The sequence below is a fragment of the Kangiella sp. genome, assembly GCF_048265365.1.
Taxonomy (GTDB): domain Bacteria; phylum Pseudomonadota; class Gammaproteobacteria; order Enterobacterales; family Kangiellaceae; genus Kangiella.
Genome location: NZ_JBLXBT010000014.1, coordinates 1 through 15,636, shown reverse-complemented (window position 1 = coordinate 15,636; position 15,636 = coordinate 1). Strand labels below are relative to the sequence as shown.

15 protein-coding genes are annotated in these 15,636 nt (G+C 37.7%); all 15 read left to right on the top strand.

What is annotated here, in order from left to right; genetic code table 11:
- On the top strand, positions 1-1,061 hold a 1,061-nt coding region (locus tag ACN0VI_RS14880), incomplete at its 5' end, for a phosphomannomutase (RefSeq protein WP_417447335.1).
- The gene (gene rfbB / locus ACN0VI_RS14875) at positions 1,058-2,140 is read left to right on the top strand and encodes a dTDP-glucose 4,6-dehydratase (protein ID WP_417447334.1); all 1,083 of its coding nucleotides are present in this window, start codon (positions 1,058-1,060) and stop codon (positions 2,138-2,140) included. The genes ACN0VI_RS14880 and rfbB, both read left to right, overlap by 4 nt.
- A 10-nt stretch (positions 2,141-2,150) precedes the next feature.
- The gene (gene rfbA / locus ACN0VI_RS14870) at positions 2,151-3,032 is read left to right on the top strand and encodes a glucose-1-phosphate thymidylyltransferase RfbA (RefSeq protein WP_417447333.1); all 882 of its coding nucleotides are present in this window, start codon (positions 2,151-2,153) and stop codon (positions 3,030-3,032) included.
- A gap of 11 nt (positions 3,033-3,043) precedes the next feature.
- The gene (rfbC, locus tag ACN0VI_RS14865; protein ID WP_417447332.1) at positions 3,044-3,580 is read left to right on the top strand and encodes a dTDP-4-dehydrorhamnose 3,5-epimerase; all 537 of its coding nucleotides are present in this window, start codon (positions 3,044-3,046) and stop codon (positions 3,578-3,580) included.
- The gene (rfbD, locus tag ACN0VI_RS14860; protein WP_417447331.1) at positions 3,581-4,453 is read left to right on the top strand and encodes a dTDP-4-dehydrorhamnose reductase; all 873 of its coding nucleotides are present in this window, start codon (positions 3,581-3,583) and stop codon (positions 4,451-4,453) included.
- A 601-nt stretch (positions 4,454-5,054) separates the two neighbouring features.
- Positions 5,055-6,326: a hypothetical protein gene (locus ACN0VI_RS14855; protein ID WP_417447330.1), complete on the top strand. Its 1,272-nt coding sequence runs from the start codon at positions 5,055-5,057 to the stop codon at positions 6,324-6,326.
- Complete coding sequence (locus ACN0VI_RS14850; RefSeq protein WP_417447329.1) at positions 6,323-7,243, top strand: hypothetical protein; 921 nt, start codon at positions 6,323-6,325, stop codon at positions 7,241-7,243. Before ACN0VI_RS14855 ends, ACN0VI_RS14850 begins: the two co-directional genes overlap by 4 nt.
- Positions 7,233-8,006, top strand: coding sequence for a glycosyltransferase family 2 protein (locus ACN0VI_RS14845; RefSeq protein WP_417447328.1), 774 nt, complete (start codon positions 7,233-7,235; stop codon positions 8,004-8,006). Before ACN0VI_RS14850 ends, ACN0VI_RS14845 begins: the two co-directional genes overlap by 11 nt.
- Positions 8,003-9,901, top strand: a complete 1,899-nt coding sequence (locus tag ACN0VI_RS14840) for an acyltransferase family protein (protein ID WP_417447327.1) — start codon at positions 8,003-8,005, stop codon at positions 9,899-9,901. The genes ACN0VI_RS14845 and ACN0VI_RS14840 overlap by 4 nt, the downstream gene beginning before the upstream one ends.
- A gap of 54 nt (positions 9,902-9,955) precedes the next feature.
- Entirely contained in the window at positions 9,956-10,678 is a 723-nt protein-coding gene (locus tag ACN0VI_RS14835; RefSeq protein ID WP_417447326.1) for a glycosyltransferase family 2 protein, read from the top strand.
- Positions 10,679-10,748: 70 nt separating this feature from the next.
- Positions 10,749-11,627, top strand: a complete 879-nt coding sequence (locus tag ACN0VI_RS14830) for a glycosyltransferase (RefSeq protein WP_417447325.1) — start codon at positions 10,749-10,751, stop codon at positions 11,625-11,627.
- Positions 11,627-12,577: a UDP-glucose 4-epimerase family protein gene (locus tag ACN0VI_RS14825; RefSeq protein WP_417447324.1), complete on the top strand. Its 951-nt coding sequence runs from the start codon at positions 11,627-11,629 to the stop codon at positions 12,575-12,577. The genes ACN0VI_RS14830 and ACN0VI_RS14825 overlap by 1 nt, the downstream gene beginning before the upstream one ends.
- A 17-nt stretch (positions 12,578-12,594) precedes the next feature.
- Complete coding sequence (locus tag ACN0VI_RS14820; protein ID WP_417447323.1) at positions 12,595-13,146, top strand: sugar transferase; 552 nt, start codon at positions 12,595-12,597, stop codon at positions 13,144-13,146.
- Positions 13,147-13,249: 103 nt separating this feature from the next.
- Complete coding sequence (locus ACN0VI_RS14815) at positions 13,250-15,169, top strand: polysaccharide biosynthesis protein (protein WP_417447322.1); 1,920 nt, start codon at positions 13,250-13,252, stop codon at positions 15,167-15,169.
- Positions 15,170-15,448: 279 nt separating this feature from the next.
- The coding region (gene tnpB, locus ACN0VI_RS14810) for an IS66 family insertion sequence element accessory protein TnpB (protein WP_417447321.1) at positions 15,449-15,636 on the top strand (188 nt) is incomplete at its 3' end.

The following is a 15,636-nucleotide window of genomic DNA, read 5'->3' as shown; positions in this document are numbered from 1 at the left end:
TAGTTGAAGTGCCTGAATTCGTTTCAGAACAGGTTGCTAAGTTCGCTTTACCTACTGTTGATCATTCTGCTATTGAGCTTTTCAAACGGCGTTATCAGTCCTTGTTTCCGTCGAACATTCTGCAAGGCAAACGTGTTGGTGTATATGAACACTCCAGCGTGGCGCGTGATGTCATTAAAACGTTATTAACGCATTTTGGCACTGAGGTGATTTCGTTAGAGCGTACCGAGACGTTTGTGCCGATCGATACGGAAGCGGTATCAGAAGATGATGTGCAGAAAGGCTTGAATTGGTCTAAAGAACACAAGTTGGATGCTATTATATCCACAGATGGCGATGGCGATCGCCCGCTGATTGCCAATGAAAATGGCGAGTGGTTACGTGGCGATATTCTGGGTGTGCTGTGTGCGGATTATTTACAAGCAACCCATGTGGCGGCGCCGGTGAATGTAAATACGGTGCTTGAGTTGAGAGGTGAATTACAACACCCAGCCAGAAAAGCACTCAGAACCAAGATTGGTTCACCGTATGTCATTGCCGGTATGGAAGACCTGCTGCAACAATCACCAGAGGCCAGAGTCGTTGGTTACGAAGCCAACGGTGGCTTTTTGGTGGGGGCCGACTTTGTGGTGAATGGTGAAACATTGCATGCCTTACCAACGCGCGATTCCGTATTACCTGCTTTGATTGTATTGGCTATGTCGTTTGAACAAGGTCGCCCAATCAGCCAGCTGACCGCCGAGTTTCCTGAGCGCTACACAGCCAGTGATCGTATTAAAGACATTCCAACAGACGTCAGTAAACAGCTTATAGCCGATATTAAAGCCAGCAAGGCTAAACAAACTGAGCTTTTATCAGCAATAATGCAAGAGGGTAAATTCTTAGAAGTCGTTTACATTGATGAAACGGATGGTCTTCGTATGACGCTAAACAATGGCGATATTATTCATCTAAGACCGTCTGGTAATGCGCCAGAATTGAGGTGTTATGTTGAGAGTGGTGTAATGAATGGAATTGATTTTAAGGTATCCCAGGTTTTGATTAGGGCGAATGGAATATGAAAGTTTTAGTTACCGGTGGAGCTGGTTTTATTGGTAGTGCCGTTGTTCGTTATCTGTTGTCTGACACTCAGCACTCTATTGTGAATCTTGATAAATTGACCTATGCAGGGAATTTAGAGTCGATCCCTAATTCTTTACAAAATGAGCGTTATGCCTTTGAGCAGGTAGATATTTGTGATTCGGTTGCGTTAGATAGAGTGTTTCTTGAGCATCAGCCGGATGTAGTGATGCATTTGGCGGCTGAAAGCCATGTAGACCGTTCTATCGATGGTCCAGGCGACTTCATTCAAACCAATGTTGTGGGGACTTATACTCTACTTGAGGCAAGCCGTAAATATTGGATGAGCCTAAATGCCGATAGAAAAGCTTCATTTAGATTTCATCATGTTTCTACCGATGAGGTGTACGGTGATTTACCTCATCCAGATGAAGTGGATGGTGAATTGCCTATGTTTATCGAAGAAACGTCTTACGCGCCAAGCTCACCTTATTCTGCCAGTAAAGCCAGTTCAGACCATTTAGTTCGTGCTTGGCTGCGAACCTATGGTTTGCCAACCTTGGTAACCAATTGCTCCAATAATTATGGTCCTTACCACTTTCCCGAAAAGTTAATTCCTCATGTGATTTTGAATGCCTTATCAGGTAAGGCATTGCCTGTGTATGGTGACGGCTCGCAAATTCGTGATTGGTTATATGTGGAAGATCACGCTCGCGCGTTGGTGAAAGTTGCGACAAAGGGGAAGGTTGGTGAAACCTACAATATTGGCGGCCACAATGAAAAGCGTAATATTGATGTGGTAAAGACTATTTGTTCTTTGCTAGAGGAGCTTGTGCCAACTAAGCCTCAAGGTGTGGAAGCTTACCAAGACTTGATTACTTATGTGAAAGATCGCCCTGGGCATGACGTGCGCTATGCGATTGATGCGAGCAAAATTGCCAATGAGCTTGGGTGGAAGCCCGAAGAGACTTTTGAGACAGGTATGCGCAAGACGGTACAATGGTATTTAGACAATCAAGATTGGTGGCAGCGTGTATTAAGCGGTGATTATCAATTACATCGTATTGGTGAGAACGGGTAAAGGTTTGGTTATGACAAAACGTAAAGGCATTATTTTAGCTGGTGGTAGTGGTACTCGTTTGCATCCGTTAACGTTAGCAACGTCGAAACAGCTGATGCCCATCTATGATAAGCCGATGATTTATTATCCTTTGTCTGTTTTGATGTTGGCAGGGATCAATGAGGTGTTGATTATTACCACACCCGAAGACCAAGCAAGTTTTCAACATTTGCTTGGTGATGGCAGTCAGTTTGGTGTTGAGTTGACTTACGCAGTACAGCCATCTCCTGACGGTCTAGCGCAAGCATTTCTAATTGGTGAAGACTTCATTGGCAATGATAATGTTGCGTTGGTATTGGGTGATAATATTTTCTTCGGTCAACATTTTTCTGAAAAACTAAAGCAAGCATCCTCTCTTGAAGAAGGGGCGACCGTGTTTGGATACCATGTTTCTGACCCTGAACGTTTTGGTGTGGTTGCGTTTGATGAGGCTGGTAAAGCCATTAGTATTGAAGAGAAGCCTGCTAATCCAAAATCTTCTTATGCTGTGACTGGCTTGTATTTTTACGATAACGATGTGATTGACATTGCTAAGCAAATTAAGCCCTCAATCCGCGGTGAGCTAGAGATTACCGATGTGAACTTAGCGTATCTCAACCGTGGAGATTTGCATGTTTCCTTGCTAGGGCGTGGCTTTGCTTGGTTAGATACTGGGACACATGACTCCTTGTTAGAAGCGGGTCAGTTTGTCCAGACTGTAGAGCATCGCCAAGGGCTTAAAGTAGCTTGTTTAGAAGAGATTGCTTATCGCCAGAATTGGATATCTAAAGAGCAACTTGCGTCTGTTGGAGAGAACCTTAAAAAAACCGGATATGGTCAATATTTGCTCAAAGTGGCGGATGGTTATCAATAAAGGTGGATGAAATGAACGTTATTAAAACCAATATTAATGATGTGGTTATCATCGAACCTAAGGTTTTTGGCGATGAGCGTGGCTTTTTCTTAGAAACGTTTCAGGCGGAACGCTATAAGGAATTAGCTGGTATTGATTTGCCGTTTGTTCAAGATAATCACTCTCGCTCTGGAAAAAATGTGTTGAGAGGTTTGCATTTTCAAAAGACCAACCCCCAGGGCAAGCTAGTGCGTGTCGTGCGTGGTGAAGTTTTTGATGTGGTGGTCGACATTCGTCAGGATTCTCCCACATACGGCCTGTGGGCTGGGGTTATTTTATCGGAAGAAAACAAACGTCAGTTTTGGGTGCCGCCGGGTTTGGCTCATGGTTTTGTTGTGTTGTCGGATGTTGCTGATTTCGAATACAAATGCACGGACTATTATGACCCAACCGATGAGGGTTGTCTGATGTGGAATGATCCGACCGTCGATATAGAATGGCCTGAAGGCATTGAACCGATTTTGTCGGCAAAGGACCAAGAAGGTCTGACATTGGGTGAGTTGTTGTAGATGCGAATTTTACTCACAGGTAAGAACGGGCAGCTTGGTCGATGTTTTCAAGATGTCTTAAAAGACACGAATCACGAGTTATTTGCTTATGGTTCCGCTGAGTTGAATATTGCTGATGCTCAACAGGTTGAGACGATTATTCAAACTGTTAAGCCCGATATCCTTGTAAACGCTGCTGCTTATACTGCAGTGGACAAGGCCGAAACTGATTCTGAAAATGCCTATTTAGTGAATGCCACTGGACCTGAACTGTTGGCCAAACAAACCGCGGCGCTAAATATCCCTTTGATTCATGTTTCTACGGATTACGTTTTTGATGGAGCGGCAGTTGAGCCTTATTTACCGACCGACCCTACTAATCCGCAGGGTGTTTATGGCGCATCTAAATTGGCAGGTGAGTTAAATCTGGCGGCAGCCTGCGAAAAATACATTATCCTTCGTACGGCTTGGGTGTTTAGCGAATACGGCAATAATTTTGTTAAAACCATGGTGCGTTTGGCGAAAGAGCGCGATGAATTAAGTGTGGTTGCAGACCAATATGGCTGTCCGACTTATGCTGGTGACTTAGCTAAGGCTATTCTATGTATTTGTGAACAATATGAGCAGAGCAAGCCCCTAGCGTGGGGGACATATCATTATTGTGGCGACACACCGACCAGCTGGCATGGCTTTGCTCGGGCTATTTTTGCTTTAGCAAAAGAACAGAAAGTTATTTCAACTGCCCCCAAGCTGACTGCAATCAGTTCTTGTCAGTATCCAACACCTGCGAAAAGACCTGGATACTCTGTTTTGGATTGTGAATCATTAGATGATATTGGCTTAGTTAAATCCGACTGGACTACCAGTTTAAATAAAGTCTTGTTGTCTGTTTAATGATTAAATCTGCGGTTTTGCAAAGTCGATGATGTAAACTGAGTATGGACAATAATTAACTCGACTACTTGATGAAGCCGAAAGAAAGGCAAAACTAGAATGAAAGTTTTAGTAACAGGTTGTAATAGTCATGTTTGCTCTTGTTTAGTGAAGCAACTTTCGCTTAGGAAGGACGTGGTACTTCTAGCGGTTCATCCTGAAAGACTGGATATTTCGGATGAAATGACTGTTGATCGCTATGTGAGTAAATTTAAGCCTTAAACTTTCATCAATGCGGTTGCATATTCTGCTATTTATAAACCGGAGCATGAGCATTAACTGTCTTATGCTATTTACTATGATAGGCCTCATTATCTTGCATAGGCAGTCACGGTATAGAATTCAGTATATATCAAATAATTACGTGTTTTCTGGTGATAAAGTAGGTATTTATGCAGAGGGGGGATAGTACCTCAGAGTGTATACGGTGCAAGTAAGCAGGTTGGAGAAATTGCTCTGATGTATATATGCTATGTTTTTTGTACGGCTGTGGTGTATTGTGAACAGTGAAATAATTTAACTTTAACTAATGTCGTTGATTTATATTTTTTGGGAATGATTAATGGGTATTGGAAAAGTTTATCTTTGGAATTATTTACAGAGAATAGTGAACGCTTTAGGGGCTTTATTAGTTGTTTTGGTTATGTCTGCATTTTATGAGGTTGAAGCAGCTGGAAAATTTTATGCTCTCTATAGTCTTTTGGGTATTGTGTCTGTATTCGAGTTTGGTTATGCCATATTGATTGTTCAAAGAATTAGTAAGTATTCAAATTGCGATTTCTCAATAGTTAATTATGATATGGAGCGTGAGATTTCTCATTATCAGACAGTTATAAAGTTTATTGTGATTTTTTTTGTTTTTACATACCCTGTTCTTGCTTATTTAGTTGTTGGGCAAATCTTTTCAGATGCTGTCTATATAATTCTACTACTTACCCTTGCTCTAGGGTTAAGTATATTACTTTCAATGATAGGGAATGTTATAGAGGCTTTAGGATATATTGAGAAAATTTCTAAAATTAGAACGATACAAGCAATTTTTTCTTACAGTGCTTTGCTGGTTGCTCTGTTTTTCGGGATCGGTGCTACATCTATATTTTTCCTATTACTCTTTCAGTTAGGAGTGTTTCTTATTCTTTTAGTTAAATTGTTTAAATCTAATCCTCTTGGTTTTTTTATATTTTCAGGCTTCTTCCGCTATACTAATTTATTAAAATTCAATAAAAATATTTTCAAAAATGATGTGAAATATAGTTTTCAAATATATGCTACAGTGCTGGCGGGGTTGTTTAGTAATCAAATTTGGGTTATCGCTGTTACGATGAGTGGTGCTGTAGAATATATCTCTAAAGTAGCAATGATTTTGCAGATTATTACGGCTGCAGCTGGTTTTGCATTAACTCCTATTGCATCCCGTTTAGCTGAAGTTTCTAGTTATCATCATTCTGGGTCTAAGGAGAAAATTAGTGCATTGATTAGTAAGATAACTAGAGATGTTATAATAGTAACGATAATTTCTATTGTTGCAGTGTGTTTTTTATATTTTATCGGCGATTTTTTATATCCTGAAAAAATAGTTTCGTCTAGATCTGCTATGTTTTTTATTCTATCGCTACCATTTTTAGTTGCTACAAGCCTTATTGGTATTGTTATACAATCCGGAGGAAAAAAAGATATAGTATGGGTCTCCGTATTTAGAATCGCTATTCCTAGTTTGATGTTTTTTTATATAAACGAAAATGCAACAGATATAGATATTTCTATTTTTTATTTTATATCAGTTACTGTATCATTTTTTGTTGCCGTAATTTATTTTTACAAGGAAATGAAATGAAAAAAATTGATGTGGCTGTACAGTCATATAATAAAGCTGAATCATTAATATTTACATTATTTACGTTGCATAAGTATTGCAAGGAAAGTGTCGACACCGTCTGGATTAATGATGACAAGTCTGCTCCAGGTGTGATTGAAAAATATCAAAAACTTAGTGATTCAAAAGCTCTTTATCCATGGAAGATTAAAATAAGGGTAAATGAGAAACGAGTGGGATGGTGGGTTTCTTTTTGTGCTGGCCGTATTCCTAAATATGCTTCATTCAAATTCATTTTAAAAAGAATGTTGTGGAATTTTTATAAAAATAAAAGTTTTTTTGTAGGTGTAAATGATTTTAGATATCAGTGGGCTATAGAAAACACTGATAAATCTAGATTGATGATTATACATGATGATGTAGAGTTTTTAGATGATGCTGTAAATTTACTTCAGGGATCACTTGATCGTCAGGCTATTCCAGGAATTTCTGGTGAACTAGGTCAATGTTGGAGATGTAGATATAAAAATGAAGGGTGTACACCTAGTAAGATTCTTAAAGGCTATAGACCTGATAGAATATGGCCAATGACTAGGAAGCAAAAGGGGGACCATAAGTGGGCCTGCAGAGTTAATGAATGGGTTGCAATGTTAGATGTTAATGCTGCTCATGAAATTTCAAGTGATGAAAATGTTTTTTTTGGCAACTGTGATGATGAAGGCGATACTGGGGCGTTCTGGTTTTCTAGGTTAGTATCGCGTGGATACTCATTTGACGATCCCTTTTTGAGGGAAGATTCTAAAAGTATTTATTTCAAGCATTGGGATGGTGGTATAACAGGCCATTCTATATGGGTAGATCAAGGGAATGGGAAAAATACTTACAATGCCCAAGAGTTGAATGAACGTATTTATAAGGAGTTTGGCTATGAACTGTAATTTTGATGATGACGTTTCTCTTGTGATTACCTCATGCCGGAGACACGATTTATTAAGTAAAACATTACAAAGTTTTGTTGAAAATAATACATATAAAATTAAGCAAATTATTATTGTTGAGGATAGTTCCATTGAAATAGATCGTGGAGTTTTGACGGATATTTTAAACAGCAGTATTACTATAAATTATACTTCATGTGAATTGGTTTGTTTGTCTAATGGGGAGAATTTAGGGCAAATGAAATCAATTGATATAGCCTATGAAAAGGTTACTAGCCCTTTTATATTTCATTGTGAAGATGACTGGATGTTTCATCGTTCTGGATTTATTGAGGAGTCACTTAGAATATTAAAGCAGGATAAAAAAATATTTACAGTGTGGCTTAGGGGGTATAATGACTTGTGTGGGCATTCTATTAGTAAACCCATAGAATTGGACAATGGGCTCACTTATCACGAAATAATACCTATGGGACTCTGGTCAGGTTTTACCCTTAATCCTGGTTTACGACGTAAGCAAGACTGTTTATTGCTATCTCCATATGCACTTCAAAAGCATGTAGATGTTAAATTAAAAAATCGAAATACAGTCACAGAATCTGATTTGTCAATTTTATATGGTAATTTGGGCTTTAAAGCGGCAGTAACTTCTGAGGTTAGAGGTTTTGTTCATCATATAGGGGATGGTTATCATATCGCAAATGTATGGGAGAGTGTGATAATTGTAAAAATAAAAAATTTAATTAAAAGAATGTTGAAATGACTTCTACTTCCTCAAAAGTACAATTTAATAATCAAATAGCAGCAATCCGTGCCGTATCTGTTCTGGCTGTATTGGGATATCATTTTTTTCCAAGTTATTTTCCTTGGGGATATTTAGGTGTTGATTGTTTTTTTGTGATTTCTGGTTTTTTAATGATTCCTCTCATTAATAGAAGTGTTGGGTTTAAAGATTTTATTATAAACAGGATTAATCGTCTTTATCCCGCTTTACTGATATTTATTGTTTTTTATATTGTTTTAGGATATTTTTTCTTGCTGGATGATGAGTATAATATTCTACTTAAGTCATCTGTTGGAAGTTTACTACATATACAAAATATAATTGAAAGTAGTAGGGATGGGTATTTTGTAGGTGCAAGTGGTTTTCGCCCTTTCTTGAATGTTTGGTCTTTATCTGTTGAGTTTCAAGTTTATTTGATGCTTGGATTTATCTTGTTGTTGGTTCTGCCTAAAACAAAAATTAAAACAAAAATAAGAGTTCTTATATTATTTTTCTTTTTTTCTTTCTCTGGGTATTTTTTAGTTGGTTTTTTATATAAAATAGACCCTTTTTTCATATCGATACTTCGTTTTTGGGAGTTTTTAGCTGGTTCATTATTGTTTTATTTTATCGGTTCTGATTTTTCAAAGGAGATGCTTGAAAAAGTTAAGAAATATTATTTTTCTAAAGTTGTTATTATTATTGCTGCCATTATTGTTTTGATTTTTGGAGGTGATCTTAAAACTTTAGGGATGGTGTTAGTTGTTTTAATATGCGTTTTTTTTGTATTTACTGTTGATATTTCTGTGTTGCCTAAATGGATAAGTAAAATTTATTTTTATATAGGCTCAATAAGTTATTCTGTGTATTTGTTTCATTATCCTGCTCTTGAATTATTAGAAAGATTTGTCGGTAGTGCATCCATTTCTGAACGGATTTTTTTGATTCTCATTACCCTTATTGTTGCCCATTTTGTTGACCTGATTTACACACCGAGAATTTTAAATTTTACAAAATCTGGAAAGAAATTATATTTCTTATCTATAGTGTTGTTGGCTATAATAGTTACCACATTGCTTTCTTTGGATTCTTTAGATAGAAATATTAGGATTAGGAATGAATCGGTTGATTCAAACGGTTCTTTTGAAATTTCATATAATGATAATTGTAACTTTATTGCTGATTCAGAGTATGGTGATGAGCGATGCCGACTAGGCAGTGATTATAAATTTGGTGAAGAAGCAAGATTTATTATCTTGGGTGATAGTCTTTCAAATTCAATAACTACAATGTTTGAATCACTTGGTAAAGTAGACCGAAAATTTTCTAATTATATTCAAATTGGTAAGGGATATTGTCCGATAGTATTTGAATTTGGAGATGAAAGCTGCAAGAGTTTCAGATTAGATGTTATTGATTATTTAAAAATGCATAAAGGATTACCAATTTTAATTACAGCTCAATGGCCTCTTTATTTTAAGCAGTCTAATAATGACGAATCTGATGAGCGTGTAGCAGTATTAGTTGATTTTATTCAAACTTTAAAGCAGTTAGGCTACGAAGTTTATTTCTCTCAAAGCGTTCCATTAGGTGCTAGGCCTAGGAGCTGTCTTGCAAGATTGCCATGGTCTAGTTTAGGTGAATGTGACATACCGAATAATATTTTTATCGAAAGAGGGCATTTTGCTTACAGTAACCTTGAGGATATAGCAGAAAAGACTGGAGTCTTGGTCTTTGATCCAGCTCAATTTTTCTGTACTGATAAAAGATGTAAAGTTTACAAAGATGGTAAAATTTTCTATCTGGATGATTCTCATTTATCTGTAGATGGTGGCGAGTTTTTAGCAACTAAATCTAAAGGTTGGTGGGATGATAATTTCATTAAAGGTAAATAGTTTTTATCACTAGTGTTTTTTTTCTATTTTTGGTTATTTTATTTCGGTATGAATATGTCTTTATTTGAGAAAGAAAAACGAGCTAAAGTTAGTGTTTGTCTGGCTACCTATAATGGGGAGAAATATATACTTTCTCAAATAGAAAGTGTTCTTGATCAATTGTCAGTAGATGATGAGTTGATTGTTTCGGATGATAATTCATCTGATTCTACACTTGATATTATTCGAGCTATTAATGATCCGCGTATACATGTATATAGTTCATTAGCTGGTGGCGTTGTTTCTAATTTTGAGAATGCACTCAATAAATTAAACGGTGATGTTGTCGTCTTATGTGACCAAGATGATATTTGGTTGCCAGGCCGTTTAGATTTAGCATTGGATGGGCTTAAATCTAGTGATTTAGTAATGGTTAACTATCAGATGGTAGATTCAGAATTGAATTATATTCAAGGTAGGTTGCCAATAGCTAGCCTTAGCTTTATTAAAACCTTTTATAGAAATGGTTATCTTGGTTGTTGTATGGCTTTTAGGGCCTCCATTTTACCTGCTATTCTTCCCTTTCCAAAGAACGTTGCAATGCATGATTGGTGGATAGCGCTAATATGTCTCGCTAAATTTAGGGTCGCTATTTGTAATAAAGTTGGTGTTCTTTATAGGAGGCATAGCTCTAACGCTTCGGTTACCGGAGGGGTATCTGAATCAACGTTTTTTAATAAAATTTTTATTCGCATAAGTATGTTTTTAGCTTTAGTTCGGAGACTAATGAAATTATGATTACGTCTGTCCATAGAATGATATTCTGCCAGTATTGCACTTTAAAATTTATAAAAAAAGGTGCTTATTTATGAAAGATGTTCCTAAGGTAGTTGTATTAATGGCTGCTTATAATGGAATGGAATGGATTCAAGAGCAGGTGAATAGCATTTTTTCTCAGAAAAATGTTGATATTACTTTGATCATAAGTGTTGATATATCTAATGATGGGACTGATTTATGGGTTAAAAACCTATCAGAGATCTCAAAAAATGTTGTCTTCCTTCCATATGGTGAGCACTTTGGTGGCGCTGGTGCAAATTTTTACCGTCTTATTAGAGATGTCGACTTCTCTGATTTTGATTGTGTTGCTTTCTCTGATCAGGATGATATTTGGTTGGATAGAAAACTAGAAAGAGCGTGTTCTTTAATAGCTTCCAAAGTTTGTGATGTTTATTCTTCTGATGTTATTGCTTTCTGGCCCGACGGGAAACAGCAATTAATCAAAAAATCTTATGCACAAAAAAAATATGATTATTTTTTTGAAGCAGCTGGGCCAGGATGTACTTACGTTTTTAATTTGCATTCAGCCATTGCTTTACAAAAATTTGTTCAAAATACATCAGATTTAGTTGATCGTATTAGTTTACATGATTGGCTTGCCTATGCTTTTTGTCGGCAAAATGGTTTTATTTGGCATATTGATGACCACCCCCTGATGCTCTATAGACAGCATAGCAGCAATCAAGTTGGTATTAATAATGGAATTAAGGCATATATAAAAAGATTAAAGCTTATTAAACAACATTGGTATAAAAATCAGGTTATAAATATTTCTGAATTAGTTGCACCGTCAGTCCCATTAGAGATAAAAAGTTATTTTTTTAGGATCTCTAATTCTTTATCTTTTCGTAGGCGCTTAAGGGATAGAGTTATACTTATTTTTATGTTTATTTTAGGGATATATTAATGTATACGAAAGTACTTTTATCTGGATCGACAGGATTTGTAGGCTCTTCTTTGGTAAAAGCACTTTTAATGAAAGGTGATATGACAGTTATAAGTGTTGTTCGTAAGTCGTCTTTATGCGATAACGGTATTGTTTTTGAGATTGGCGAAATTAATGATTCAACAGATTATTCGTTAGCCTTACGTGAAATAGATATTGTGATTCACTGCGCAGCTCGTGTCCATATTATGAAAGATGTCTCTATTGATCCTCTGTCAGAATTCCGTGCTGTCAACACTCAGGGTACATTAAATCTTGCTCGTCAAGCTTTTTGCGCTGGTGTCAAACGCTTCATTTTTTTAAGCTCTATTAAGGTTAATGGAGAATCAACATCGAATCGTGCTCCTTTTAGTGCTTTTGATGATCGCTTGCCTGAAGACCCTTATAGTCTGTCTAAGTCCGAAGCGGAAGAGCAGCTTTTGGCTTTAGGCAAAGAAACAGGTATGGAGATTGTTATTATTCGTCCACCTTTAGTTTATGGTGAAGGTGTTAAAGCGAATTTTGCTTCGCTCATGAAGCTGGTTGCTAAAGGCTTTCCATTGCCTTTTCGAGCAATTAACCAAAATAAGCGTAGCTTAGTGTCGGTTTATAATCTATTAGATCTCATCAAGGTTTGTATAGATCATCCTAAAGCTGCGAATCAAGTGTTCTTGGCATCTGATGATAATGATTTATCCACGTCTCAAATAGTTGCTTTAATGGCGAAGGCGCAAGGTAAAGCAAATCTGTCGCTTCCTGTGCCTGTGTGGTGTTTTACATTGGTGGGTAAACTGTTTAAAAAAGAGGCCGTGGTGGATCGTTTGGTTGGGTCTTTGCAACTGGATATTGAGCATACGAAAAATACGTTGGATTGGGTGCCGCCTTATTCTGTTGAGCATGGTTTTGCCTTGGCAGCGAAGAAAAAAGATTAAAAATTGGATTGAATGAAATGATTCGGTTATTGGATTTGGTGTTTTCTCTGTTGGGCTTGGTCTGTGGCTCGCCGGTTTTGTTGGTGATTTATCTGATTGGCTTATTTGACACGGGTTCGCCTCTTTTTCGTCAAGAGCGCGTAGGGCGTAATAAAAAGCCCTTTGTATTGGTTAAGTTTCGTACCATGTCTGTTGACACTGCTTCTGTGGCGAGCCATTTGGCGTCTACGGCTTCCATTACTAAGCTAGGTGGCTTTTTACGCCGTACTAAATTAGATGAGCTTCCACAGCTTTGGAATGTGCTAAAAGGCGAAATGAGTTTAGTGGGCCCGCGTCCTGGTTTGTTTAATCAAACGGAATTGACTCAAGCGCGTGATGCCAAAGGGGTGTTTGCTGTGCGACCTGGTATTACTGGACTTGCACAGATTTCGGATATTGATATGTCGACACCTTTGTTGTTGGCGGAAACCGATGCCAAGATGATTCAATATATGTCTTTAAAGAATTATTTTTTTTATATCATCAAGACGGTAACGGGTAGTGGGTCTGGTGATAGAGTTAAGAGATAGTGATAATTTTCGCAAACCTTATAAGCATATTTTTTGTCTAAATTGAGATGTTTTTTTTTTGAAATTGACTTTTATTGTGAATGGTTCATACGGGTAGAATGAGATGCTAAAAAAATTAGACTTTATTTGGTCTCTACCTCGCTTTTATAAACGATTGATTAGCTTAGCTGTTGATGCGTCGTTTGTTTTTTTTGCATTTTTTTGTGCCTATTGGGCACGTTTAGGTGAGTTTAGTGCTTTTAAAAATAATTCAGTTTGGTATGTTTTAATTGGAACTATAGTTATTACACTACTAGCTTATATAAAACTTGGTTTGTATCGGGCGATTCTTCGTTATTTAACCTTCCATGCTTTTAGTGCAATTTTATTTGGCGCTGCACTATCCGCTTTAAGTATTGCTATTTTCGCATATTTTTTTAATGCTTTTGTTCCTCGTACTGTACCGATTATTTATTTTCCCTTTCTTGTTATGTTGTGTGGCGGAGCTCGTTTGCTGATTCGAGGTCTATTAATTCATATTCCATCTAAAAAATCTGAATCTGAATCAGTTTTGGTATTTGGTGCTGGCTCTACAGGCCGACAGCTGGCATTGGCGTTACGTCAAGCATCGAGTTATCGAGTAAAGTGCTTTGTAGATTATGACCCTTCCTTGTTCAATACTATTATTCAAGGTGTGCCTGTCTATAATGCTGACAAAGTCGGTGAGTTAATTAAAAAATATGACATTGAAAAGGTGTTGCTGGCTATTCCAAAAGCGAGTCGCTCTGAACGTAAGCAAGTAATCGAGCAGCTTATGCCTTACCCAGTAGAAGTGCTTACCGTGCCAGATTTTAATGACATAGTCACAGGTAAGGCTAAAGTTAGCGAACTACAAGACGTCGCTGTCGATGATTTGCTAGGTCGGGACGTGGTAGAGCCTGTTGCTTCGTTAATGCAGGCAAATATCTTTGGTAAAGTGGTCATGGTTACGGGGGCTGGTGGGTCGATAGGTTCCGAATTGTGTCGTCAGATTTTGGCGCAGCAGCCAAGTATATTGATTGTATTTGATGTGTCTGAATATGCTGTGTATCAGATCGATAAAGAGCTAAATGAGATTCTGATGCAAGAGTTTTTTAACGTGAAAATAGTTCCTTTGATTGGCTCAGTACAATGTATTAATCGATTGACATCGACGATGAAGGCATTTGGCGTAAATACTGTTTATCATGCTGCAGCTTATAAGCATGTGCCACTGGTTGAGCACAATGTAGTGGAAGGAGTGCTAAATAATGCTTTTGGAACCTATTATTCAGCTAAAGCAGCTATTGAAAGTTGTGTGGAGTCCTTTGTATTAATCTCTACTGATAAAGCTGTTCGACCAACGAATGTTATGGGCGCAACAAAACGCATGGCGGAGCTAGGCTTACAAGCCTTGGCTGAAGCTGAAGCAATTAAAGCAGCTAAACAAGAAAAATTCACGCGTTTTTGTATGGTGCGTTTTGGTAATGTACTCGGCTCTTCTGGATCGGTTATTCCTGTCTTTAAAAAGCAAATTCTTGAAAATCAGCCAGTTACGGTTACACATCCAGATATTATCCGTTACTTCATGACCATCCCGGAAGCTGCACAATTGGTTATTCAAGCAGGTGCTATGGGCAAGGGTGGAGATGTGTTCGTGTTAGATATGGGGGAGCCTGTTAAGATTGTCGATTTAGCAAAAAACCTAATTCGCTTGTCTGGCTTGGAAGTGAAGACCGATGCTAATCCAAATGGTGATATTGAAATTCAGTTTACGGGGCTGCGCCCCGGGGAAAAGCTTTTTGAAGAGTTACTGATTGGGGATAACGTTCAAGATACTCAGCATGAACGGATTATGACAGCTAATGAGCGGTTTTTATCATTGTGCGATTTTGAGTTAACCATGGAGCAATTGGAAAAAGCTTGTCACGATTTTGATCAAGAAAAAATACGTGAGATATTGATTACTGCGCCAACTGATTTTCAGCCTACTGACGGAATTGGTGATTTGGTGTGGAATGCGTAAAAAGCATTGGATCAGAAAAGTGAAGACTCCACTGTTGTGCGATTGAAACAACAGGTTTTATAAATCGAATTAGGTTTGTGCTTTGACTAAGGAATATACGATTAAGTCCATGCCATGAGACAATCGCGTTTTAAGTCTTCGAGTCTCAATCATGTCACTCCAACTCGTCTTTGCCGACAGCGAATTTAACAATAAACGTAAGCGTGCGGCAAACCACACATTTTAATCTTTCCCAAACCCCTTAAAGTCTGTTGTCTTTTAAATAGGAGCAACAGACTCATGTTTACTGCATCTTCCCAGCTTAACGTTACACTGATTTGTGGGCCTACCGACATGCGTAAAGCCATTGATGGGCTTTGCAATATCGTCGCCTACGATCTTGAAAAAGAACCTTGTAGTGAGAACATTTTTGTCTTCTGTGGTCGAGCACGTGACAAGATCAAAATATTGCAGTGGTCTAATAATGG

Bases quoted from the DNA above. Each gene is read 5' to 3' on its own strand.
- ACN0VI_RS14845 (WP_417447328.1), top strand. From the start codon at position 7,233: ATGAACTGTAATTTTGATGATGACGTTTCTCTTGTGATTACCTCATGC.
- rfbC (WP_417447332.1), top strand. From the start codon at position 3,044: ATGAACGTTATTAAAACCAATATTAATGATGTGGTTATCATCGAACCT.
- ACN0VI_RS14815 (WP_417447322.1), top strand. From the start codon at position 13,250: ATGCTAAAAAAATTAGACTTTATTTGGTCTCTACCTCGCTTTTATAAA.
- ACN0VI_RS14835 (WP_417447326.1), top strand. From the start codon at position 9,956: ATGTCTTTATTTGAGAAAGAAAAACGAGCTAAAGTTAGTGTTTGTCTG.
- ACN0VI_RS14855 (WP_417447330.1), top strand. From the start codon at position 5,055: ATGGGTATTGGAAAAGTTTATCTTTGGAATTATTTACAGAGAATAGTG.
- rfbD (WP_417447331.1), top strand. From the start codon at position 3,581: ATGCGAATTTTACTCACAGGTAAGAACGGGCAGCTTGGTCGATGTTTT.
- ACN0VI_RS14830 (WP_417447325.1), top strand. From the start codon at position 10,749: ATGAAAGATGTTCCTAAGGTAGTTGTATTAATGGCTGCTTATAATGGA.
- ACN0VI_RS14850 (WP_417447329.1), top strand. From the start codon at position 6,323: ATGAAAAAAATTGATGTGGCTGTACAGTCATATAATAAAGCTGAATCA.
- rfbB (WP_417447334.1), top strand. From the start codon at position 1,058: ATGAAAGTTTTAGTTACCGGTGGAGCTGGTTTTATTGGTAGTGCCGTT.
- ACN0VI_RS14840 (WP_417447327.1), top strand. From the start codon at position 8,003: ATGACTTCTACTTCCTCAAAAGTACAATTTAATAATCAAATAGCAGCA.
- ACN0VI_RS14820 (WP_417447323.1), top strand. From the start codon at position 12,595: ATGATTCGGTTATTGGATTTGGTGTTTTCTCTGTTGGGCTTGGTCTGT.
- rfbA (WP_417447333.1), top strand. From the start codon at position 2,151: ATGACAAAACGTAAAGGCATTATTTTAGCTGGTGGTAGTGGTACTCGT.
- ACN0VI_RS14825 (WP_417447324.1), top strand. From the start codon at position 11,627: ATGTATACGAAAGTACTTTTATCTGGATCGACAGGATTTGTAGGCTCT.